This window comes from Pontibacter sp. E15-1, assembly GCF_022601975.1.
GTDB lineage: Bacteria > Bacteroidota > Bacteroidia > Cytophagales > Hymenobacteraceae > Pontibacter.
This window is the reverse complement of sequence record NZ_JAKVIR010000004.1, coordinates 210,202-232,019: the sequence shown is the minus strand read 5'-3', so window position 1 is coordinate 232,019 and position 21,818 is coordinate 210,202. Positions and strand designations below refer to the sequence as shown.

The following is a 21,818-nucleotide window of genomic DNA, read 5'->3' as shown; positions in this document are numbered from 1 at the left end:
ATATACAGTATGGTTTTTTAGAATGATCGGTATGCTGCAAGTTAAAAAAATTAAGGCAGAAGACGGCATCGTCCGCTATACTGCCGCCCTCCCCCTTCAGAATGCACTTTCAAAGTACCTGAAATCTTTTGTCTTTTGTATTTCGTCTATTAGAGCAAGTTTAAATTTCATTTTTGAAAGCGAAAAAGGTGAAGTCAGAACCCTTGATGGACGTTTTGTAGCCCAAAAGATGAATTTTAAACACGCTCTTAACCCAAGTTGCGCGACTGCCCCGTATACCTGACGACGAACGCGTTTTGCCAACAGATTGCTGGTCAGAAGACACAGCAAAGGCGGTTATATATCTTTAAGTATACATAAGTATACATCTGAAAGAAAGCAACACGCTCTGAGGTGAACAGAATCGAGAGTGAGCCATTTTATACTATACCTGTTGCCGCTCAAGTTGAGTGATCATTAAAAAAACAATTTATACCCCTACATGAACGTCCTTCCTGTGCTGCGCGCACTTTTGCGCGAAAATGCCTCAACCTTTATCTCGATGCTGCTTTTGGTGGTGGTGCCTGTGGTAGTCAGCTCTACCCTGGCGGTGGTGCTGTACCAGTATCAGGACCTGCTGGCGAACCTCTCGTGGGGGCAGATGCTGCTCTACTTTGCAGTCATCTCCGTAACGATGGCCTTCGCCCTGACACCGACCACTTTTGTGGCGCTGGTCAGCGGCTTTTATCTGGGCTGGGGCGGCTTTGCCGGCATTGTGGTATCGTATGGCATCGCGGCCTTGCTGGGGTATGCGCTGGCCCAGCTGATAGACCACGGCAAGATGATGAGCTTCCTAAACCGCTTCGAGAAGGCCCGCATCCTGATGCAGGAGCTGCGCCACGAGAGCTGGGTACTCATCATCCTGACGCGCATTTCGCCGGTGCTGCCCTTCGCCCTCATGAACTTCGTGCTCTCACTGCTGCAGATAGACAAGCGGAAATTCTTTATCGCCAGCATTGTGGGCATGCTCCCGCGCACGCTTTTCTTTTACTGGGTGGGCACCCAGGCCCGGGATGTGCTGTCGGTGCTGCAGTCGCCGGACAGCGGCACGGGAGGCAAGCTGCTGGTGATCGCGCTGATAATCATTTCGATAGGCGGCCTCTACCTCCTCTTCGACCGTGCCCTGAAGCGCGCGCTGCAGAAAGCGGCCGGAAAAAGTTAACAAAATATTGCCTCAGGGCTTGCGTATAAAGGAAAAAGGGCTTTACTTTGCACCATCATCACACGAAAAAACGGTCACGTAGCTCAACTGGATAGAGCATCTGACTACGAATCAGAAGGTTAGGGGTTCGACTCCCTTCGCGACCACCACTTTACATAAAATGCCGCTAAGACTTAGTTACTTAGCGGCATTTTTACTATTATTCACCACACATTTTCACCACACCTTACTATTTCTATATCAAGACATTGTTCTATTTTGCAATTCTATAATTCTTGTAAAATTATTTTCACAAGCAGAAAGCATGGTAAGGCAATAATGAATAATTATACCTTCTAAAGGGCGATTTACCATGTCAGCCAAGAAACACTACTTGAAAACCTATAGTTGCTATGAGCACACACCCTTACATCAATCAGTATGCTGGTCAACTTGCTAGAGAAGTAAATACTTACCTCCGAGGTGAGGGTGGAAGCAACGAACGCTACGGAGTCGCTGTGGAAACCATAAAAAATGAGTTAAATACCCTTCCACCTCATAATTCACAGATTGTGCTCGCACAAGACCTTTATACTGGGATTCCTTTTGAAGCCATAGCAGTTTGGTTCAACAAACGTATCGGGGAGTTTATACAATTCCCTAACTTCCTGTCCTCATCCATGAGAGATTTTAACAATGCTGCTACGGTTTATCGGATAGCCACTTCTTCGTCATCAGCAGGAAGAGACATATCCAAGATAGTGAGAAAACCGGGTGAGGCTGAGGTTTTGTTTCTGCCTAACACTATTTTCAAAATCACCGGAGTGACAGAGAAACGTTTTGTTGAACTTGAAGAGGTCAGCGAAGCGCCCTCCCCTATTGTAATTTTAAGAGAAGTTTTTTTGCAAGACGAGGAAGTTAATGAGATATATGAACATGCAAATAATATCATTTGTGACGAAAATGATATACCAAGCCTGTTCGATACGGGTGAGATATAGCTCGGTCATTTGCACCAAATGCCTCTTCATGATCGCAGAGCGGTTCCACAAACTTTATATATAAGGTAAAAGTACTTTATCAATAGAAGAGCAATTCAAGCACTTAGACTCCCTGTTCCAGATTGTAAGTACCCCGTTTTTCGGACAGTTCAACTGAGACTTTTCTCACTCTTTACTACCACCACTATGAAGTGGTCATGTGGTAAATTTGCTGCGCAGGCTCTGTGCCACGGGAGGAGTTTTCCATATGTCCACTTCTGCCTTCCGGCGGCCACTCGCTCGGGGTCAGGTTGCCCAGCGCGGGATACAGGGTATAAAGCAGAATTTGTGCTAATCCTTCACGAATGGCAGGGAGGGGAAATAAATATTATTCTGCCCCTAAACATATATAAAATTCTTTATATATATTTAGGGCATATAAAACAAACTTAAGTATGAAAACCCTTACCCCGTCCCGCTTATCCTGCCTTACGGCAGCTTTCTCCCTCTTCCTGCTTTTTGCCACCGCCTGTGGAAAAGAAGACAAGGGAGACCCAACCCCTGCTGCAGGTGAAGCGGCTGCCCCCTGCACGCTGCTCGGAGAGAACAGAAGCTCCCTCAGCGGCCTCAATGACCGAACAGCTACTGTGGCATATGATGCCAACGGTCGGATTGCATCCGTAACTTACGCTTACGGGGATGAACCAGAGCTTGTCGATAAGTACGAGCGCAACCCCGCTGGCAAGATCAGCAGAATGCAGACTTTCAAGGGTACGGAGGTTGTATGGGAGATGGTCCTGGAGTATGATCCTCAAGAGAAGTGGAAGAAAGTGACTACAGGTGCCAACGGCGGCGTTACTGTGCTGATCGCATATGAGTATGACAGCAAGGGGAACATTGTAAAGACCACCAGGACCAAAGAGGAACGGGGGAGGACAGAAACCAGCGTTAAAACCTACGAGTACACCAACGGGAACCTGACCAATATGGTAGTTGAGTATGGAACAAATGGTTACTTTGTTGACCACTTCGCTTATGAGTATTACCTGGACAAACCGGCTTTCCCTATAGAATACAACAGCGTTTTCGGTCTCAGTTATGATGCAGGGACTCCCTCCAAAAACCTGGTGAAAAGGGCTACCCTGACAAGACCTTCTGAAGAAGACTTTCGATCGGTTACTAACTACGCCTACAAATTGAACGGAGCGGGGATGCCGACCCGAATAACCAGTTCTCAAATCGATTACGACGGTAGCTTTGTCAACGACGTTTCATATGACTCTCTCGTTGTGACCCGTTCTTATCTATGCAAATAGGATATTAAGTGATCATGAAGCCATACGATGAGCCGACATCCCTATAGCAGTTCCTCCGAAAGAACATGGCTGGGACGAGGAAAAGCAGCGGGTCAAGCCCCGCCAGCCCTTTGCTTCCTGCCAACCAGAATTGCCGAGTAGTTTTCTCTTTTGCACAAGGTTAGCTATATAAATGTGCCGTTTCATGTATCAAAATATTGGAAATCTTCTATATTAGCACATATAATTGACCCCATGGTACAGGTTAGCGCGCAGCTCACGCAGCAGGATTTCATTAGGTTCAACTTTAGGTATTTCTTTAGCAGACCTTTAGTGAAAGTGTTTGTGGGGGTTCTGGGTTTTGCATTCCTGATCTCTTTGCTAGGGACGGTTTTAACGGGCATCTCTGAGTATGAGCAAGGAAATATAATTGAGCAGGGAATGTCCTTGCTGATTTTGCCAGGTATGGTGGGGCTGATTTGCTGGGGTGTTTATAGCCAGAGCAAAAGAAGCTATGCGACCACTAGCAGTGTGCATGAACCCATTACCTATACCTTCTCTGGTACAGGCGTGCATCTGAAAGGCAGCAGCTTTGAGTCTGACCTGACGTGGAAGGCCTTCCACAAGGTGCAGGAAACGAAACAATGGTTTATACTGTTTCAGAATAGTTCAGCCGCGAATCTGGTCCCAAAAGCCGCTATGGAAAGCGAGGAGCACCTACAAACGCTTCGGAAACTAATTGCGTCTCATAAGCACCTGAAGCACAAGCTGCTGAAGCAGTAACTGGCAATATGCATCCAGTCATTTTTATGTATGCGATCCTGTATAAAACCCTTCACAGCTTCCCCTTCTCGTATATAAAACTCAAATAACAAACCGCTGTTTACCGAAAACCCTTCCCTCCTGCCCAAAGAAACCATAACCATATTCCATATAATTTAAATTACATTCCGTAACTTCATCAGGATGTCTACGGTAAAGTTGAGGGGTATACCTTGCTGTGCGGCGATGCCATCCGATTTATTCTGAACTGAGAAGACACGGGCATGCATCTGTTTTTTTTCCTTGCTGGCTTTTTGCTGATACGGCGTTTCCGGAAGCTGCTGAAAGACGTGCCTGTGTATATAAAATGGCAGAGCCTGCTAACCTTTTCGAGGTGGGTTATCCCCATTTTGTTTTTGGTGGTCTCCGGTTTTTTCGATGGGGCAGAAAGCATCTTTATAGGAAGCATGCTCCTGCTTGGCCTTTTGCTATACCTGGACAAACAGCCCGACCTGTATGAATTCCGCCCCTATATGCAGGCCAATTACCCCTTGGTGGCAGCAGGGCTTTTAAGCAGCATCGCCGCCTTTTTGGTGCCTACGTTTTATAACTCTAAGTCCGGTTTCTTTGATTTTGCCATTGTGGGCTCCTTTATCTGGATTTTTGCCCGATGGGAAAACTCCAAAAAGCAGCAGCAGGAACTGAAGCTGGTCACCGACCGAAAAGCCGAGCTGGAGGTATTGGTTGCGGAGCGTACCGCGGAACTGACGCAGCAAAAGGACGCCTTGCAGGAAACCCTGCAGGAACTTAAAGTGATTCAGGCACAGCTGATCCAGCAGGAAAAGCTGGCCTCGCTCGGCGAGCTTACCGCAGGCATCGCCCACGAAATCCAGAATCCGCTGAACTTCGTCAATAACTTCTCGGAGGTAAGCTCGGAACTGGTAGAGGAACTGCAAACTGGCCCGTTGCACAGTTTGCCGGAAACTGAGAAAGAAAACGCCGAGGAAATTATACAGCACCTGACCCACAACCTGCAGAAGATAAACCACCACGGCAAACGGGCAGATGCCATTGTAAAGGGTATGCTGCAGCACTCCCGGAGCAGTACCGGCCAAAAAGAAACAACCGACCTAAACGCCATGGCCGACGAGTACCTGCACCTCAGCTACCACGGCCTGCGGGCAAAAGACAAAAGCTTCAATGCCAAGCTGGAAACGCACTTCGACAGCGCAATCCCAAAGCTGTATGTGGTGCCGCAGGACATTGGCAGGGTGCTGCTCAACCTATTCAACAACGCGTTTTATGCCGTTCAGCAAAAACAAACCATCTCAGCCCAGGAAGGCTACCAGCCCCTGGTGCAGGTAACCACCTCCAGAAAGCCCGACTGCGTAGAACTGCGCGTCCGCGACAACGGCTGCGGCATTCCCGAGAACATCCGCTCGAAGATCATGCAGCCTTTTTTCACCACCAAACCCACGGGCCAGGGCATCGGGCTGGGGCTGTCGCTGAGCTACGAGATCATTACCAAAGGGCACAAAGGCGAAATCACGGTCGAGTCAGAAGAGGGCGAATTCACAGAATTCACCATAAAACTGCCGCTATCTGCATAAGGTGAGTTGAACACTTCGTCAGCTTTCGGCTACTAAATAGCAGTGTACTAATGCAAGCTGCAATGAACTGCCCTGTTTAAAACCACCCCGCCTGCGGCACCCCTCCTTGAAAAAAGGAGGGGAGTGTACACTACACGAAAAGGAAACAGTGGATTAGTTGGTCGGCCTCTACTGGTAAGCCAAGTTGTAATTTACAAAAGCTGCATAAACCCCCATCCTGATTTACCTACACTTCCAAGAGGGCCCCTGCCCCAAGAAAAAATTGCTACAAGCGTAATTTATTCCCCTCCTTTTCTCAAGGAGGGGTGCCGCAGGCGGGGTGGTTTATTTCTACAGCGCCAGCGAAATCAATACTGGCCCCCGATCCGCAGCAGGTCGGAGTATACGCCCCTGGCCGTCACTTCGGCGCCTGCGCCTGCGCCCTGAATAACGATGGGCTGTGCGCCGTAGCTTTCCGTGAAGATCTCAAAGATGGAGTCGGCGTTTTTGATGCTGCCCAGGGGAGAGTTTTTGGATGCCTTCACCAGCGACACCGTCAGCTTGTTTTCGGCTACTTCCAGATCGCCCACATAGCGCAACACCTCATCAGGCTGAAGGCTACGCTTGATCTGCTCAAAATACGCGTCTATCTCCTCTTTTTTGGACAGGAACGCAGTATAGTCTACTGCATCGGCAGCAAATGCCGGCACGAGGCTCTCGATGGCAACATCTTCCAACTCAGACCGCAGCCCTACTTCACGGGCCAGGATGATGAGCTTGCGGGCCACGTCCAGGCCACTCAGGTCTTCGCGCGGGTCTGGCTCTGTCAGGCCTTTGTCGCGGGCCTCGGAAAGCACCGCTGAAAAGGGCTTCTCGGCCACCGAGTAGTTATTGAAGATATAGCTCAGCGAGCCACTGAACACCCCGCGTATCCGCTTAATCTTATCTGCGGAGTTGTGCAGGTGCTTGATGGTGTCGATGAGCGGGAGGCCTGCGCCTACGTTGGTTTCGTAGTAAAACAGCTTGCCTCTGCGCTTCAGGATACTGCGGAGGTTCTGGTAGAAATCATAGGAGATGGAGTTGGCCTTCTTGTTCGAGGCCACAATGTCGAACCCGCTGTTCACAATGTCGGGGTATAGCTCCGTGAGGGCCTGCGACGAAGTGTTGTCGGCGATCACGATGTTCTCCAGCCCGGAGGCCTTCAAACGCTCGATGATGGCGTTGAAATCGCTCTCGTCTGTGCTTGCCGCCAACTCCTGCCGCCAGCTATTGCCCAGACCGTCCTCGTTAAAGATCATCTTCCCGGAGTCGGCCACGCCTACAATGTTGATCTTCAGGTTGCGGCGCTTCTCCACCTCGTCCCCGGTCTCGATGATCTGGTCCAGCAGTTTGCCGCCCACGGTGCCTTTGCCAAAGGCAAACAGGTGCAGCGTTTTGATGGCCCCGAATACCTGGTTGTGCACCACGTTCACGGCCTTTTTCAGCGACTTATTGTCTACCACTAGCGAGATATGCTCCCCGTTGATGCTGTTGCTGATCAGGTACATCCAGATTTTGTTGCGCCGCAGGCCATAAATGGCTTTCTCGAGCGCGTAGTTATGCCGGCCCACAATCGCGATGATCGCTTTGTCGCTCTCTATCTGAATGCAGGAAATGTCGCCGCTGGCCAGTTCTTCCCTGAATTCTGAGGTGAGCACATCCTCGGCCACGGCGGCATCTTCCTTGTTGATCACAAAACCGATCCCGCGTTCAGAGGATGCCTGCGAGATCAGCCGCACGCTGATGCTCCGGCTGCTCAGGGCGCTGAAAATGCGGGCGTCTATACCCACTTTTCCGAGTAGCCCGCGCCCCTCCAGGCTCACCAGCGACACCTCTTCGATGGTAGACACGGCTTTGATTCCTTTCCCGGCGCCTTTCTTATCAATCAGGGTGCCCTGCAGGTTGGGGGCAAAACTGTTGAAAACCTTGAGCGGAATGCCGCTTTCCATGAGGGGCAGGATGGTTTTGGAGTGCAGCACGTTGGCCCCGAAATTCGCCAGCTCGTTGGCCTCGCGGTAACTCAGGTAGGGTATGCGCTGCGCGTTTTTCACATACTTCGGGCTGGCGGTGTATACCCCGTCCACATCCGTCCAGTTCTGCACCTCCGATGCCTGGATGAAGCTGGCGATCAGGGTGGCGGTATAGTTGCTCCCGTTTCTGCCGAGTGTGATGGTTTTGCCTTCCGGGTCGGCGGCGATGAACCCCGTGATGACCGGCACCTGGTGCGCCTTGAGTGACAGGAAGAAGTCCTTCGTTTTTTTGGCTGAGCTGGCGAAGTCAACGGTGGGTTCGTTGCCCTGGCACGTGGCGTCGATCAGCTGCCGGGCATCCACGAAAACGGCATCCAGGCCTTCTCTTTTTAAAAGCCCTGCCACTGTCTGGGCGCTGATCACTTCGCCGAAGGCCAGTACCCTGTCCCGGGCCCGGTCATTTTCCATACCGATCAGTTGGAGCGCCTGAAGAACCGCCTTCAGTTCCTGCAGGTAGGCATCCGTGTCCACGCCCAGGCCGGGGATGTGCTGCAACGCAACGAACGCTTCAAATTCACTGTCGAAGTTCTCGCCTTGCACGGCCTCCGCGTAGAGGCTCAGGAGCAGGTTGGTGCTCTGCCCTCTGGCCGAGACAACCACCGCCACGGCGTCTGTGGCGGCTTCTCTTTTTATGATGCTGATCGCACTTTCAATCGGCGCGCCGTTGCTCAACGACTTGCCTCCAAATTTTAACACCTTCATTCTTTCAATCTTTTTCAATCAAATCCCTGACTCCCTGGCCCCTCTTCCCCGCTGCTGTTGCGTTATGCAGGCAAATTCTCATTGTTTTGCCGGTAAAACAAGCAGATAGCCAGTTAAATTAGGCGGCCCGAAGCTCCGTATACGTCGGAACAGGAAGTGCCATGCACCTTTTGTGGCCGTATGCCTTCGCGTCCACCGGAAAGCCTCTGCCCCGGTAAACGGTTCAGCGGCGAATGCCAGCATACAGGATGGCAACCGCCGTATAATTTGGCTACCTTGTAGGCCAAAGGTATACACCAAAAAGCACATCAGCCATGAAAAACGTATTCGCCCAGGCAGACGCAGCGGAGTTGACTAGCCGCATCAACCAGCTACACCCAGACACGAAAGGGCTTTGGGGGAAGATGACCGTGGACCAGATGCTGGCGCATTGCAACGTTACGTATGAGTTTGTGTATGAGCAGAACCACCCCAAGCCCAATCCGGTGAAGCGGCTGCTGCTAACCCTGTTCGTGAAAAAGTTTGTGGTGAATGAGAAGCCCTACAAGCGAAACGGCCGCACGGCACCCGAGTTTATCATCAGAGGAGACAAAGACTTTGAGGCGGAGAGAAGCCGCCTGATCCGGTACATCCAGAAGACGCAGGAACTGGGCGCGGCGCACTTCCAAAACAAGGAATCGCATTCCTTCGGCCGCCTGAGCAGCCAGGAGTGGAACAACATGTTTTACAAACACCTGGATCATCACCTGAGCCAGTTCGGGGTATAGCCCCGAAAGCCGGGGTTTATACCCCCTCGTGCCAGCGCATGCGGATAGCACAAGGGGGTATAAACCGCTCTCGACGTATACCTTGAGGTCGAGGATGGCACCAGGCAGACAGGCTACACCTATCACGGTTTTTTGTTCAGGCCTGCCTGACTTGCTCTCCTTACCGTGTTACCACGACCCGTCGGTTGTATACCTTGTTATTAGCGGTGATGACGGCGATGTACATGCCAGCGGCAAGCGTCTCCAGGTTCAGTTGGATCTGTGTTTCACCGCCCCGCCCTGTCAACACTGTCTGCCCTAAGCTGTTTATCAGGCTGATCTGATCGATGATACTCTCCGCGTGAATGGTCAGGTAGCTGTTGGCTGGGTTTGGGTACACGCGCAGTGTTTCCTGCTCTTGCCGGGGTATGGCGGTTACCAGCCCGGCGGCGGCAAACTTCATCACGGTGGCCGAGCCTAGGTTTGCATAATCCCGAAAGGATACAAACGGGGTGCCGTTGGCGGACAGGGCCAGGTTGAAGAACTGGGTCTCCCCGGCAGAAAAGCCAGCTGTCCCGACGTTTTCCCAGCCTGTTCCGTTGTATCTCCTGACTGTGGCTTTGCCACTGTTTGCCCCATCGTAAAAGGCCACGAATGGAATACCAGCGGCATCCAGGGCCAGGCTGGCATACTGGGCCCACGCGTCTGAAAAGCTGGCTCCCCCTACCGTTACCCAATCGCTGCCGTTGTAGCGCTTCACTATCCCTTTGTTGCTGTTTTCTCTATCCTCATAGGCCATATAGGGCGTTCCGTTTGCGTCCAGGGCCAGGTGAAAAACTCCAAACTCGCCTGCTACAAAGTCAGTTACTCCAACGTCTTCCCAGTTGCCGTCGGTATATTTCCTGACCTTGGCCCGGTTCCTTCCATCCATGAACACAACAAAGGGTGTACCGCTAGCATCCAGGGCCAGGGAATGATGCCACGCTCCCCCATCGGATAGCCCGGGCTCGCCCACATCCTGCCATTGGCCTTGGCTGTATTTTTTCACGGCTGTCTTGTCTCCGTTCGCACGGTCGGTATACGCCACAAAGGGGGTGCCGCTGGCATCCAGGGCCAAAGAAGGCGCAAAGGCTTCCCCCGCCGAAAAGCCCGCATTCCCTACCGTTTCCCAGGCAGTGCCATTAAACTTCATCACGGTGGCTTTGTTGCCATTTACCCCATCCATGTAAGCCACGAACGGGACGTTGCTGGCATCCAGCGCTATGCTCATACTATATACCCGTCCGGCGGAGAACCCTGCTTCCCCGACAGGTACCCACTGGGTGCCGTCCAGTTTCATGACCGTGGCTTTTTCGCCACCGTTGGTTTCATCCCGGAAAGCGGCGTAGGGAGTGCCATGAGCATCGAGGGTTATAGCCGCGAAAGTCGTCCTGAACACGGATGGCCCGGCTGCATTTGCCTGTTGCCAGGTGCGGGTGTTGTCGAAGGCAGGCACCTCAACGGATAAGGCAACGGGGGCTGACGTGACCGTTTCACCGTTGCTGACGCGCACCTGGTACTGGTAGCCCTGCATGGAAACAGGGGCTTTGGAAAGGGTTAGGCTGGCCGTGTTGGCCCCGCTGTATACGCCGCCATCGGCTACATCCGTAAACGTGTCGCTGTTTCGCTTTTCCTGCCACTGATAGGTTAGGTTGGCCCCAGAGGCGGTCACGGTGAAGCTTTTATTCGCGCCGCCAGCCGCCGGGGATGCCACCGGCTGCGCGGTGATGGCAAGCTGCCCGGCTGCAAACTTCATCACATGCACTTTATTCGTCTCCCCCATATTCCCAAAGGCGATAAACGGGGTGCCGCTGGCGCTCAGGGCAAGGCTGGTATAGGTAGCGCCCTCCACGGAAAAGCCAGCTGTGCCAACGTTCAACCAGTTATTGTCCGTGTACCGCATCACGGTGGCTTTTCCTCCGTTTGCCATGTCCTGGTAGGCTACAAAGGGGTTTCCGTTGCCGTCGGGCGCTACAGAAACGAAGGCAGCCACCCCGGCCGAAAAACCGGGCCCGCCTACTGTAACCCAGCTACTGCCGCTATACCGCATCACCGAAACCTTGCCGCCCAGCCCATAATCCGCAAAAGCGACAACAGGATTTCCGCCCGCATCCAGGGTGAGGTCGGTAAAGCGCGCCTCTCCCACTGAAAAGCCAGTTGGCCCGACGCTCTCCCAACCAATCCCGTTATACTTCATCACGGTGGCTTTGTATTCGTCCCCGTGGTTTCCTTGTCCCGCGAAGGCAACATACGGGGTGCCGTTGGCATCCAAGGCCAGGCTGGTAAAGTTGGCCCTCCCGGCTGAAAGGCCAGCTTGCCCAACCGCTACCCACCTGCTGCCATCATACTTCATCACCGTGGCTTTTTGCCCGTTTACGTCATCTGCGTAAGCGACATAGGGTATACCGTTTGCATCCACCGCTATACTGCTCTGCACAGCCGCCCCTGCCGAAAGACCGGGTACCCCTACGGTTACCCAACTGTTGCCGTTGAATTTCCTGACGGTGATTTTATACCCTTCTGTCCCATCTGTGTAAGCCACGTAAGGCGCTCCGCTGGCGTCCAGCGTCAGGCTGACAAACATGGCCACTCCGGCTGAAACGTCCGGCGACCCGACAGTTACCCAATCAAGCCCATCAAACTTTCTGACGGTAACCTTTTGGCCAGTGGCACCACGCACATAGGCGATGAAGGGGGTTCCGTTCGTATCCAGCACCAGGTTGGTATAATCCACTTCACTGGACTCTACCTGGCCTAGGGCCTGCCACGACTGGCCATACCCCAACTGACTATACCAACAGGCGAAGAAGAGGAGAATAATGCTTTTTGTAAAGAATGTTTTCATCAGAGTTTGTTTAAATTTCGCTTCCAAAAGATTCATTTTATACCTGCACCCGGAATAGAACCGGGTTGCACGGTGTATAAAAGGCACCCCTGCTTTGCAAATCGCCAGACTTTCACTGGTTCACTGGGTTCCGAATACATAGATATTACAAAATATTAATATAAGTAAATTTACTAATGTAATTTTTCTTGTGATTTAACCGGATAAAATTCATGCGATGAGGTATATGCCGCCAACACAGTTGCACAAGTCAGTCAGCGGCAACACGCACTGGCAGGAATCGCACTCCTTCGGCCGCCTGAGCAGCCAAGAGTGGAACAACATGTTTTACAAACACCTGGACCACCACCTGAGCCAGTTTGGGGTATAGCTTGCAGACAGCAAACAGCTCTGTGAAGCGGGCGGGAAGGAATATCGATTAACCCAAAACCATGGCGTTCGTTTAAAAACCATACCTATACACAAATGGCTATGCACATGATTCATACATCAATTCTCGGTGCTTTGCTGTGGCTGACGAGTTCCATGGCGCTCCACCTTTGGCAGCCTCACGGGCAGGCTACGGAAGAAACAAAGCAGGAAACACTGGCTGGCGCCTGGAAGCTGGCCTCCGGCACCACCCCTTTCGCCGACATCCCGGCAGGTGCCACCGCAATCGCGTTAATGCAGGACGGCTACTTTTCGGTGGCATACTTTAGCACCGCTGCGCCACAGTTCATCGGCACTTATGGGGGCACATATACCGCCGCAGCCGGAAAGATAACGCAGCACTTCATGTATAACACCTTCGACTCGGCGGCAGTCGGCACTGCACAAACCCTAGCCTATACCCTGCAGGCCGGGCAGCTGCAAACGGCGGGCACTCAAAAAGGAACGAACTGGCAACAAACCTGGGAACTGGTGGCTACTCCCGACAAATCCCCCTCGCCTTTGGCGGGCACCTGGCAGATTACGGCCCGGGCCGATGCGGAGGGCACCCTGCACCCCATGCAGCGCGGCCCACGCAAAACGCTTAAAATCCTGACAGGGGGGCGTTTCCAGTGGATCGCCTTCAATACGGAAACAAAGCAGTTTTCGGGCACGGGCGGCGGCACGTACACCACCACAAACGGGAAATACACGGAGCACATTGACTTTTTCTCCAGAGACCCAAGCCGCGTAGGGGCCACCCTGGCGTTCGATTATGCTGTTGAGGATGGCAAATGGGTGCACAGCGGCCACAGCAGCGCAGGCAAGCCCATTAAAGAGGTATGGGAACGCGGGCAACCCAGCCATTAATGTATAGATGGCGGCTCTTCGCGGAAACTGGCTGGCGGGCTGGCCACTAACCAAAGTCTGCTCCTTGCGTTTAAATGCTGAACCCCGTCAGCGGAACAGCTGGCGATTGCATTTATCAAAAAGGAAAACAACATGAACTATACAGAGAATTTTGAAGGAATCAAACTAGACATACAAGCCGTTGACATCGAGATTTCGGATGCGATACAGCAGCAGGTGCGCGAGACCATCACCAAACTGAAGCGCCACATGAAGAAAATCGACTCGGTGGATGTGTATTTTAAGGAGGAAGCCAGTCATGCCACCAAGGCCAAGAGCCTGCACATGCGCGTGGGCGTGCCCGGAAACGATGTGTTTGCCCAGGACGAAGGCGACAACTGGTATGAGCTCCTGAAAAACGTGGAAACAAAGCTCAAGCGCCAGCTGGAGAAGAAATAAGCACGGCGCAACAACACGGCAAACCCGCTGCAGCTTAGGTAAAACTAAATTGCAGCGGGTTTGCCGTTTCTGCGGGTGACGAAGCGCAAAGTCCGGCTAGCTGCCCTTTACCGAAGCCGACGCCCTTTCCAGCGCCAGCAGCACGCTGTCGCTTACATCGCCGAACAGGGAGATGCCTTTGGCACCGTTGGCCAGGGCATACGTCATCCCCTGTTGCAGTTCTGCGTCGGTTTTAAAGTCGGGAAGGTATAAACCGGCATAGAGCGGAAACTTGCCGCTCAGGAAATGGACTCCCTCTGCCACGGCGTCGCCTATCCAGCGGACGTCTTCTTTGTAAAAGCCGTGGTAGATCATCGGGCATACCCCATCCAGGTTCCAGTTGGTCCAGTCCTGGCGCACGATGCGGCGGGCCACTTCGGGGGTCGGGAATACGGCTGCTGTGATGGGCTTCTTTTTTTCTTTGGCTACCTCGGCCAGGTGATTCACGATGCCGTTTATCGCGTTGTAGCGGAACAGGCGCCACGACAGGCTGGCCTCCGGGTAGGCAATATCACCTATCGCCTGCCCGCGCCATTCCTTGAACTTTGCCCTGCATACCTCGCAGTAGCAGTAATCATACTCCGGCAGTTCTTTGGTCTGCTCAATTTTATAGTTATCCCAGAGGTTTACGGGCAGAATCACATCGCAGAAACGCACATAGTCCAGGTGGATGCCGTCGATGTAGTCTTTGCTCAGGATCTGGCGCACATCGGCGGCCAGGTAGTGTTTCACCTCCTCGCGCGAGGGGCACAGCCAGCGGTAATAGTTCACGTAGGGCGGATTGTCGGCACACGACTCGCCTTTGCGGTTGCGGGCATACCATTCGGGGTGGGCTTTCAGCAATTCCTGCTCTCCCCGGTTCATGGTCCACATCCAGCGGTGCGCCTCCAGCTTGTTTTCCTTGGCTATCCTGAAATGCTTCTCGCTGTCGGCCTCGAAGAAGACGCCCCGTATACCGGCCTCGTAAAACCGCCGATACTGCTGCCGAAGCTCCGCCTCCTTGTCAGTTGCTTTCGGCCTGATCCATACCCAATGCCTGAGCGGTTGCTTTTTAGCCTCCGTAGCGGGTGTAGCGGCAAAAGAAGCGGCAGGTATAGCCGTTGCCAACCCTGCCAGGGCTCCTGCTTTCAGGAAATCTCTCCGTGTGTTCATGGTAAGCGCTTTAACGTGTGTACAAATCCATTTTGGTTGATGCCCCATACCCGGCCGTCCGGCCCCTGTATGGCGACTGTAAACTGCAGCTTGCCGGCTTCCAGTTTCAATGCATTGGGCTGGCCGTCTAGGGCTAAGCTTGCGTCCGGGATCCCCAGTTCCTTCAGGGAGGTGCTATACTGCCCGTGCTTCGCGAAATAGGCCTTCTGCCGGTAGTAGGCAAGCCACAGATAGCGCTTCTGTTTCTCGGCGTAAGGCAACGCGAAGGCAACGGGCGCGCTGGCATCCTGCTGGCGGCTGAAGTATAAATAGCCCCACCGCTCCGGGTAGTGCATGTTGATGACGCCCTGCTCCGTCCATACCCAATTGTGCTCTGGCAGCGGCTTTCCGGCGGCGTTCCGGCGCTTCACATACCGGCCATCCACCACCTCCGTGTCCCACTGCACCCGCGAAAAGTTGATACGCCACAGCATGCCGTCTTCCGGCTTTAGGGTATGGTTGCCGATGGAAACAGAGCGGAACGGAATGGCCATCTCCACCGTCCAGCCCTGGTCGGTGTCTGAGGGGTCGTTTAACGTGCCCTGTACCTGCACCGCCGACCTGAGCCCATGCAGGTCCCAGGCAATCAGCGCGCCGCCGCCATTGCGGTATGGCTTGGGCAGGAACAGGTCGAAAACGGTGTTGCGGGCATTTACCTCCACTTCAAAATACTGGTGGGTATCGTTGTCCGGATCCAGAAATACCTCGAAGTCGTTGTCGTGGTATACCACCTCGTCGTGGTTGGTGAGGTTCGCCCATACATGCGGCTCTTTCAGCTCGGCGGCGATGTAGAGGTACTCATCGTCCCAGGTCATCTTCACGCGCGTCGGGTAGGTCGGTTCCGGCTTTTTGCTCCCTTCAATGTCGGTGAACATTTCCGTCCAGACTGCCCGTTGCCATACCTCCTCGTTTAGGTGCCCGTCTATCGTGGGTGACTGCGCCGCGAAGGTGGTGATATAATGCCTCGGCTCCGTGAAAAGGTGCTCCAGACCCTTAAAAGGGACATCGGCCTGTTGGGCACTCCTGACAGCCTGCGGTTTCGTTGCCTGCGCCCGGGCAGTTGGGGATATAAGCACAAGGCCCAAAGCCAGGCTATACCCTAACGCCTGAGAAACGGTATGGACGAGCTGCCGGTATAATTTCGTTGTTTTCAAAAGATAGGGTATGGCGTAGTGTTTAGTTGCTTTCTATGGGTTTGATGTCTTCGCGGTAGAGTTCTGCCGGACCGTCCAGCAGCAGCGCGAGCACGGTCAGGTGCGGGTCGAGCAGATCGGCGGGCACATCGATGTAGGCAATGCCGGGGATATCGCTCCAGTACTGCTTGTTGAAAATCTGGTGGGGCAGCAGGGTGCCGTTGCCCACCACCCGGATGCGCTGCACCTTGTTTTTCAGGCCTTTTATCGCAATCGGCCCCGAGGGCTTCCCTTCCACAAAAAGGAACAGCGTCTGCCTGTCCTCCGACAACGCGGTGGCTCCGTTGTAGTGGCCCGCCGGAAGCCCGGGTTGGGTATGGTAAAGGGCTTCGGCGTGTTGCTGTACCCAGCGCGCTGTTTCGGCATCCTTCAGTTTCAGTTGCGCCACCCCTTCCCCGTCGGCTTGCAGAGCGGTCTGCTGAAACGGGTTGTGCCCCGCCTGTACATTATCGGCCAGCAGCCGGAGCCTCCGGCTGTCCTGCTCGGCATCGCTCCTACCCGCTTTCTGGAGGGCAGTCAGCGTTAATTTGGCGGGCTCCGGCGAGGTCAGTCGCAGCGGCTCGTCAAAGGTTAGCGCCAGCACGGTCACTTCCGGGTCATACTCCCTGGCGGGCACGTTGATAAAGATAGCATTGCCCTGCTTTTCATGCGGAAGCGCGGTATGGTTACCCACCACTTTTATACCTTTCACCGGCGATGCCAGCCCCCGCACCCGCACCGACTCCGTTCCCTGACTGGTGACGAAGAGGTATAAAGTCCTGCGGTCTTTGGACAGGGTGGTGTTTCCGTAGAAGTGCCCTTCCGGTATACCGGCCACCGTGCCGAAAATCGCCTCCTCGTGTTTCTTCGTCCAGCGGCCCAGCTCTTTTAAAATCGCCGCCTGCTCCTCTGGTATCGTGCCGTCCGGCTTCGGGCCGATGTCCAGCAGCAGGTTGCCGCCGTTGCCAATGCAGTCGGCCAGCGTGCGGATGATCTGGTTGGGGCTTTTGTAATGCCGGTCGTGGGGGGAGTACCCCCAGGAGTCGTTCATGGTCAGGCAGAGTTCCCAGTAAGGGTCCTGGGGTCTGATCACGGGCACGCCCTGCTCGGGAGTGGCGTAGTCGCCGTAATGGCTCAGGCGGGAGTTGATGATCACGTTTTTGTTGTAGCCCACCAGCATGTCCCGCACCTGCCCCGACTCCCACTCTTCGGCGCTGTGCTCCCAGTCGCCGTCGAACCAGTACAGGTCGGGGTTGTAGCGCTCGGAAAGCTCCCGGAGCTGGCCCTGATAGTATGTCCGGAACTTCTCCCAGCGGCGCGGCTCTTGTGCCAGGGTATAGCGTTTTTTCGTGCGCGATGCCACGTCATAGTCCGGGTAGCTCCAGTCGGGCAGCGAGAAGTAGAGGCCGGTTTTCAGGTTTTCCTTCCGCAGCGCTTTTACAAACGGCGTGAGCACATCCTGCCGCGCGGGGGTATGGCTTTTGGTATTGATGCCGCCCATCCGGCTGTCCCAGAGCGCCACGCCGTCGTGGTGCTTGGTGGTGATGACGGCATAGCGCGCCCCGGAGGCTTTGATCAGCCTGGCCCACTCTTCCGGTTTGTACTTTGCCGCCGTGAACCCGTCGAGCTGCTTCATATAATCCGTGTGGCTGATGTAGTTGTTGAAAAACGACCACGACTCCGGAATCCCGTTCACTGCGTAGATGCCCCAGTGGATAAAGATCCCGAGCTTGGCGTCGCCGAACCACTGCATTTTAGTGCTGTCCTGCGGCGTGGCATTTCTGACCTGCGCAGAGGCAACATGGCCGCTGAGAACAAAGAAGATGAAGAATAATAACGTGTGCTTTTTTATCATATCAAATGTAAATGTGCGCTGGCTTCTATGCTCCCGGCGCTGAAGCCATACTGCTTCGCATATATCCCTATTGGTACTTTGGTGATACTATGGCGCAAGTCTTCAGACCTCTGTCCTTTCATACTGTCGGGTTTGCAACCCGACTGGCCCGCAAGAGCCATACCTGCGCTGGCAGTGCTTTTATACTTCGGCTATACTTCAAAGACTTTACGCATCGCCTTTACCTGCTCCGCATCGGCTACCAACTGCTCAAACTCTGACACGTTGCTGCTGCCGGACATGGGTGGATAATCTTTGCGGAACAGCATATCACTTTCTATCGGCTTCCGGACGGAGGCATGCACCTCGCTCACGCCGGTTCTGTCCACGATCTCCCGGACGTTCTCTGGCTTCACCCCGCTTCCCGGCATCACGATCAGCTTCCCGGACGCCCGCTCGTGCAGCTCCCGGATCAGGGATGCGCCCTGCAGCGCCGTTTCCTGCTGGCCCGACGTGAGCAGGCGATGCACCTGCAGTTGCAGCAAATCATCCAGCGCCCGGTAGGGGTCGGGTGTCAGGTCGAAGGCCCGGTGAAAGGTAACGCTCATGGTACCGGCCGCCGCGATCAGCTCCTGCGTGCGGGCGGTGTCTATTGTGCCGTCTTTGTGCAGCATCCCGATCACGACGCCGTCGGCGCCCAGCGCTTTGCATACCGCAATGTCCTTTTTCATGATCTCGAACTCCTGCTCTGAGTACAGGAAATCGCCTCTGCGCGGGCGTATCAGCACGTGCAGGCCGATGGATAGATGCTTCCGGACAACCTCGATCATACCGGCGCTGGGCGTGGTGCCACCACCGGCCAGGTAATCGCACAGCTCTACCCGGTGAGCGCCTCCCTGCTGTGCCGCCATGGCCGAGGCAACGGAGTCGATGCAGATCTCCAGCGTCAGTTCCTGCTTAGAGCTTGTACTTTCCATCGATCAGCTTTTTCCCGGAGGCATCCTGTATGGCGTAGTTAAAGCCTTTGTGAATGCAGTAGCCGCCATACTCCCCGTTTTTGTTCAGGGCGATAAAGCCCACCTGCAGGTCTTTCACGTCTTTTTGCTTGGCGATGATGCGCTCCACTGCCAGGCGGCAGGCATCTTCCGGCGAGTTGCCCTGCCGCATCAGTTCCACTACCAGGTGGCTGCCCACCATCCGGATCACGGCTTCGCCCAAGCCAGTTGCCGTGGCCGCGCCGATCTCGTTGTCCACAAACAGGCCCGCGCCAATGATGGGGGAATCGCCCACGCGGCCGTGCATTTTGTAGGAAGCCCCGCTGGTGGTGCAGGCACCGGCCAGGTCGCCGTTGGCGTCGAGGGCCAGCATCCCGATGGTGTCGTGGTTCTCGATGTTGATGACCGGCTTGTACTTCGACTCTTTGAGCCAGTTTTTCCAGTCTTTTTCAGAGGCGGGCGTTAAGAGGTTCTCCTTCTTAAAACCCTTTGCCAGGGCAAACTGCAGCGCGCCTTCTCCTACCAGCATCACGTGCGGCGTGTCTTCCATCACCTTGCGGGCCACCGAGATCGGGTGCTTGATGTGCTGCAGAAAAGCCACCGAACCGCAGTTGCTGTCCTTGTCCATGATGCAGGCGTCGAGGGTTACGCGGCCTTCCCGGTCAGGATAGCCGCCATACCCTACGGTGCGCACCTTGGGGTCGCCTTCGGGCACGCGCACGCCCGCCTCCACCGCGTCCAGGGCACTGCCGCTTTTAGACAGGATCTTCCAGGCCGCCTCGTTGGCGGGCATGCCGTGGTCCCAGGTCGAAATCACGACAGGCTTGTTGCTTTTCGCTCTGCCCAGCGAGCCGCCAAACGCTTTCTCAAAGTGGAAGCCCGTGCCCAGCAACGTCGCGCTTAAAGCGGATAATTTCATAAACTTTCGTCTGCTACTCATATATGTCTGCTTGCTAATTTGTTACCTATTTTATACCCCCTGTGCCTCGCGCCATACTGTCGATGCGGGGCATGTCTACCTCCTGGCTCCACGCGGGTATGGCCCAGAGCATCAAGCAGGTTAAAGTGTGAAACATTGATTTTTTGTTAGGGGTATGGGATGCGCTTGCTATGCCAGCATGAGGTTGCCCCCCGGTCGTTCGCTCACGGTATCCAGCGTGTCGTAGTGGTCCATCACGAGGGCCGCCCCGCCGATTATCTCTGCCTGATAGCCCAGGGAGGAGATTTCGATGGCGGTGTTTTCGGCGATCTTCGGAATACAGTGCTCGTTGATCGCCTGCTGTATGGGGGCCATCCAGAGCTTTCCGGCCAACGAGCCGCGGCCGCTCAGCACAATCAGCTCCGGGTTCAGCAGGTGAATGAGCGTGGCCACGCCCCGGCCAATGTTATAGGCCGTCTCTGAAAACAGCTCGATGGCAAACCTGTCGCCCTTCAGCGCGGCCTCCATGATGGCGTTGGAAACTTGCTCCATAGTGTCCAGCGTGAGCCCCTGCAGCATCGACACTTTACCCTCTTTCAAGCCCTTGATGGCTTTTTCGGCCACCACAAGCAGGGAGGTCTCCGTTTCGAGGCAGCCACTTTTGCCGCAGCTGCACAGCTTGTTGTTCGAGAAGAGGGGGATATGGCTGAACTCTCCGGCAAAGCCGTTGTGCCCCCTGAACAAGGAACCGTTCAGGATCATACCCAGGCCAATGCCCCAGCCAATGCTCAGCACCATCACATTCTGCCTGCCCTTGGCCGCCCCCAGCTTCTGCTCAGCCAGCGCCACCAGGCTGGAGTCGTTGTCGATCAGCACCGGGATTTCGATGGCAGCCTCTATGTAGCTGACGATACTGCCCTGGTCCGTTTTCAGGAAAGAGTGGTTCACGCCTTTGGTCACATCCACAAAGCCGGGCATTCCGATGCCCACGCCGATGATCTTCTCCCTCGGAATCCCGGTCTGCCGGATGTACTCCTGCAAATGGCGAGTTAGCTGCGCCAAGGCATCCGGGTTGTTGGCCAGCGGCAGCTCAATCAGCTGCACCTCGCCCACGTAGGTGTTGTGCATGTCCAGCAGCGTGATGCGCGTCACCAGCTGGTCCATCGCCACCGAGACCACATATAGCAGGTCTGGCTTCAGGGAATACATCTGGGGCCTCCTGCCGCCCGTGGACGTGGCGTATCCTTTCTCGACCACAGCTCCCTCGCTGATCAGCTCGTTCAGCACCCGCGCCGTGAGGGGCACGCTTTTCTGGGTGAGGACGCTAAGGTCGGCACAGGAGAGCTCCCCGGCGAAGTACAGTTGCTTGATCACGTTCCGCTTATATATCTCCTGCTTGTCTGGCATTACTTTCTGATCCATCAAAATATTGGGCTATTCTTTAAAGGGTGTGAACAAGTTAACAAACTTTTTAAAAACTAAAATTTCTTTATTGATTTTTTTAAGAAGTATTTATCCCAATTTATACCCTGTGTCCGTTTTCTGCTTTACGAGGAAGACGCGACCTTGCTGACTCGCTCTTTTGGGTAGGTATAGCCGGAAACGGAAAACGCTTCTTCATCCAGAACCTAAAGCCTCTTCTTTTTTAGGTATAAGCTTCTGAAAATCAACACAAACCATATTTTATTTCCGTATACTAACCAAGCGTATTTCCGGCAGTCACTTTTCGTGCGCAAGCATGGAAA

The 21,818-nt window shown here is 54.2% G+C and carries 18 protein-coding genes and 1 tRNA gene; 11 read left to right on the top strand and 8 right to left on the bottom strand.

Translation table 11 applies throughout. From position 1 onward, the window contains the following. The first annotated feature begins 31 nt into the window (after window positions 1-31). The 7 genes from MKJ04_RS04585 (at window position 32) to MKJ04_RS04555 (ending at window position 5,827) form a co-directional block, all read left to right on the top strand. Window positions 32-283: a hypothetical protein gene (locus tag MKJ04_RS04585; protein ID WP_241639746.1), complete on the top strand. Its 252-nt coding sequence runs from the start codon at window positions 32-34 to the stop codon at window positions 281-283. A 198-nt stretch (window positions 284-481) separates the two neighbouring features. Next, window positions 482-1,201, top strand: a complete 720-nt coding sequence (locus MKJ04_RS04580) for a TVP38/TMEM64 family protein (RefSeq protein WP_241639745.1) — start codon at window positions 482-484, stop codon at window positions 1,199-1,201. Between the two features lie 72 nt (window positions 1,202-1,273). Beyond that, a tRNA-Arg gene (locus MKJ04_RS04575) sits at window positions 1,274-1,350 on the top strand. Between the two features lie 243 nt (window positions 1,351-1,593). Beyond that, window positions 1,594-2,181: an ADP-ribosyltransferase gene (locus tag MKJ04_RS04570; RefSeq protein WP_241639744.1), complete on the top strand. Its 588-nt coding sequence runs from the start codon at window positions 1,594-1,596 to the stop codon at window positions 2,179-2,181. A 434-nt stretch (window positions 2,182-2,615) separates the two neighbouring features. Next, a complete protein-coding gene (locus MKJ04_RS04565; RefSeq protein ID WP_241639743.1) occupies window positions 2,616-3,476 on the top strand; it encodes a hypothetical protein in 861 nt (286 codons plus the stop codon). A gap of 234 nt (window positions 3,477-3,710) precedes the next feature. Beyond that, the gene (locus MKJ04_RS04560) at window positions 3,711-4,238 is read left to right on the top strand and encodes a YcxB family protein (protein ID WP_241639742.1); all 528 of its coding nucleotides are present in this window, start codon (window positions 3,711-3,713) and stop codon (window positions 4,236-4,238) included. A 263-nt stretch (window positions 4,239-4,501) separates the two neighbouring features. Beyond that, window positions 4,502-5,827, top strand: coding sequence for a sensor histidine kinase (locus MKJ04_RS04555; RefSeq protein WP_241639741.1), 1,326 nt, complete (start codon window positions 4,502-4,504; stop codon window positions 5,825-5,827). Between the two features lie 347 nt (window positions 5,828-6,174). Here the strand turns inward: MKJ04_RS04555 and thrA are convergent, their stop codons facing one another. Continuing rightward, entirely contained in the window at window positions 6,175-8,577 is a 2,403-nt protein-coding gene (gene thrA, locus MKJ04_RS04550; RefSeq protein WP_241639740.1) for a bifunctional aspartate kinase/homoserine dehydrogenase I, read from the bottom strand. Window positions 8,578-8,891: 314 nt separating this feature from the next. On the opposite strand from thrA, the gene MKJ04_RS04545 reads away from it, so the two are divergent. Beyond that, window positions 8,892-9,344 (top strand): DUF1569 domain-containing protein, encoded by a 453-nt coding sequence (locus MKJ04_RS04545; protein WP_241639739.1) that lies wholly within the window; start codon window positions 8,892-8,894, stop codon window positions 9,342-9,344. A gap of 160 nt (window positions 9,345-9,504) precedes the next feature. Here MKJ04_RS04545 and MKJ04_RS04540 read toward each other — a convergent pair whose 3' ends face one another. Next, the gene (locus tag MKJ04_RS04540) at window positions 9,505-12,207 is read right to left on the bottom strand and encodes a T9SS type A sorting domain-containing protein (RefSeq protein ID WP_241639738.1); all 2,703 of its coding nucleotides are present in this window, start codon (window positions 12,205-12,207) and stop codon (window positions 9,505-9,507) included. Between the two features lie 226 nt (window positions 12,208-12,433). On the opposite strand from MKJ04_RS04540, the gene MKJ04_RS04535 reads away from it, so the two are divergent. The 3 genes from MKJ04_RS04535 to hpf all read left to right on the top strand — a co-directional run bounded on the left by MKJ04_RS04535 (window position 12,434) and on the right by hpf (window position 13,923). Then, the gene (locus MKJ04_RS04535) at window positions 12,434-12,577 is read left to right on the top strand and encodes a hypothetical protein (protein WP_241639736.1); all 144 of its coding nucleotides are present in this window, start codon (window positions 12,434-12,436) and stop codon (window positions 12,575-12,577) included. A gap of 107 nt (window positions 12,578-12,684) precedes the next feature. Next, window positions 12,685-13,485 (top strand): membrane or secreted protein, encoded by an 801-nt coding sequence (locus MKJ04_RS04530; RefSeq protein ID WP_241639734.1) that lies wholly within the window; start codon window positions 12,685-12,687, stop codon window positions 13,483-13,485. Between the two features lie 132 nt (window positions 13,486-13,617). Then, the gene (gene hpf, locus MKJ04_RS04525) at window positions 13,618-13,923 is read left to right on the top strand and encodes a ribosome hibernation-promoting factor, HPF/YfiA family (protein ID WP_241639732.1); all 306 of its coding nucleotides are present in this window, start codon (window positions 13,618-13,620) and stop codon (window positions 13,921-13,923) included. Between the two features lie 96 nt (window positions 13,924-14,019). Here the strand turns inward: hpf and MKJ04_RS04520 are convergent, their stop codons facing one another. The 6 genes from MKJ04_RS04520 to MKJ04_RS04495 form a co-directional block, all read right to left on the bottom strand. Beyond that, entirely contained in the window at window positions 14,020-15,114 is a 1,095-nt protein-coding gene (locus MKJ04_RS04520; RefSeq protein ID WP_241639730.1) for a family 10 glycosylhydrolase, read from the bottom strand. Beyond that, window positions 15,111-16,307 (bottom strand): carbohydrate-binding family 9-like protein, encoded by a 1,197-nt coding sequence (locus MKJ04_RS04515; RefSeq protein ID WP_241639728.1) that lies wholly within the window; start codon window positions 16,305-16,307, stop codon window positions 15,111-15,113. The genes MKJ04_RS04520 and MKJ04_RS04515 overlap by 4 nt, the downstream gene beginning before the upstream one ends. A gap of 22 nt (window positions 16,308-16,329) precedes the next feature. Beyond that, on the bottom strand, window positions 16,330-18,180 hold the full coding sequence (locus MKJ04_RS04510) for an alpha-L-fucosidase (RefSeq protein WP_241639725.1): 1,851 nt from the start codon (window positions 18,178-18,180) through the stop codon (window positions 16,330-16,332). Between the two features lie 191 nt (window positions 18,181-18,371). Then, window positions 18,372-19,136, bottom strand: coding sequence for a copper homeostasis protein CutC (locus tag MKJ04_RS04505; RefSeq protein WP_241639723.1), 765 nt, complete (start codon window positions 19,134-19,136; stop codon window positions 18,372-18,374). Next, entirely contained in the window at window positions 19,117-20,094 is a 978-nt protein-coding gene (locus MKJ04_RS04500) for an isoaspartyl peptidase/L-asparaginase family protein (RefSeq protein WP_241639721.1), read from the bottom strand. The genes MKJ04_RS04505 and MKJ04_RS04500 overlap by 20 nt, the downstream gene beginning before the upstream one ends. A gap of 168 nt (window positions 20,095-20,262) precedes the next feature. Further along, window positions 20,263-21,495, bottom strand: a complete 1,233-nt coding sequence (locus MKJ04_RS04495) for an ROK family protein (protein WP_241639719.1) — start codon at window positions 21,493-21,495, stop codon at window positions 20,263-20,265. Between the last annotated feature and the right edge of the window lie 323 nt (window positions 21,496-21,818).

Coding starts and splice junctions, on each gene's coding strand:
- MKJ04_RS04585 (WP_241639746.1), top strand. CDS start 32: ATGCTGCAAGTTAAAAAAATTAAGGCAGAAGACGGCATCGTCCGCTAT.
- MKJ04_RS04580 (WP_241639745.1), top strand. CDS start 482: ATGAACGTCCTTCCTGTGCTGCGCGCACTTTTGCGCGAAAATGCCTCA.
- MKJ04_RS04570 (WP_241639744.1), top strand. CDS start 1,594: ATGAGCACACACCCTTACATCAATCAGTATGCTGGTCAACTTGCTAGA.
- MKJ04_RS04565 (WP_241639743.1), top strand. CDS start 2,616: ATGAAAACCCTTACCCCGTCCCGCTTATCCTGCCTTACGGCAGCTTTC.
- MKJ04_RS04560 (WP_241639742.1), top strand. CDS start 3,711: ATGGTACAGGTTAGCGCGCAGCTCACGCAGCAGGATTTCATTAGGTTC.
- MKJ04_RS04555 (WP_241639741.1), top strand. CDS start 4,502: ATGCATCTGTTTTTTTTCCTTGCTGGCTTTTTGCTGATACGGCGTTTC.
- thrA (WP_241639740.1), bottom strand. CDS start 8,577: ATGAAGGTGTTAAAATTTGGAGGCAAGTCGTTGAGCAACGGCGCGCCG.
- MKJ04_RS04545 (WP_241639739.1), top strand. CDS start 8,892: ATGAAAAACGTATTCGCCCAGGCAGACGCAGCGGAGTTGACTAGCCGC.
- MKJ04_RS04540 (WP_241639738.1), bottom strand. CDS start 12,207: ATGAAAACATTCTTTACAAAAAGCATTATTCTCCTCTTCTTCGCCTGT.
- MKJ04_RS04535 (WP_241639736.1), top strand. CDS start 12,434: ATGCCGCCAACACAGTTGCACAAGTCAGTCAGCGGCAACACGCACTGG.
- MKJ04_RS04530 (WP_241639734.1), top strand. CDS start 12,685: ATGATTCATACATCAATTCTCGGTGCTTTGCTGTGGCTGACGAGTTCC.
- hpf (WP_241639732.1), top strand. CDS start 13,618: ATGAACTATACAGAGAATTTTGAAGGAATCAAACTAGACATACAAGCC.
- MKJ04_RS04520 (WP_241639730.1), bottom strand. CDS start 15,114: ATGAACACACGGAGAGATTTCCTGAAAGCAGGAGCCCTGGCAGGGTTG.
- MKJ04_RS04510 (WP_241639725.1), bottom strand. CDS start 18,180: ATGATAAAAAAGCACACGTTATTATTCTTCATCTTCTTTGTTCTCAGC.
- MKJ04_RS04505 (WP_241639723.1), bottom strand. CDS start 19,136: ATGGAAAGTACAAGCTCTAAGCAGGAACTGACGCTGGAGATCTGCATC.
- MKJ04_RS04500 (WP_241639721.1), bottom strand. CDS start 20,094: ATGAGTAGCAGACGAAAGTTTATGAAATTATCCGCTTTAAGCGCGACG.
- MKJ04_RS04495 (WP_241639719.1), bottom strand. CDS start 21,495: ATGGATCAGAAAGTAATGCCAGACAAGCAGGAGATATATAAGCGGAAC.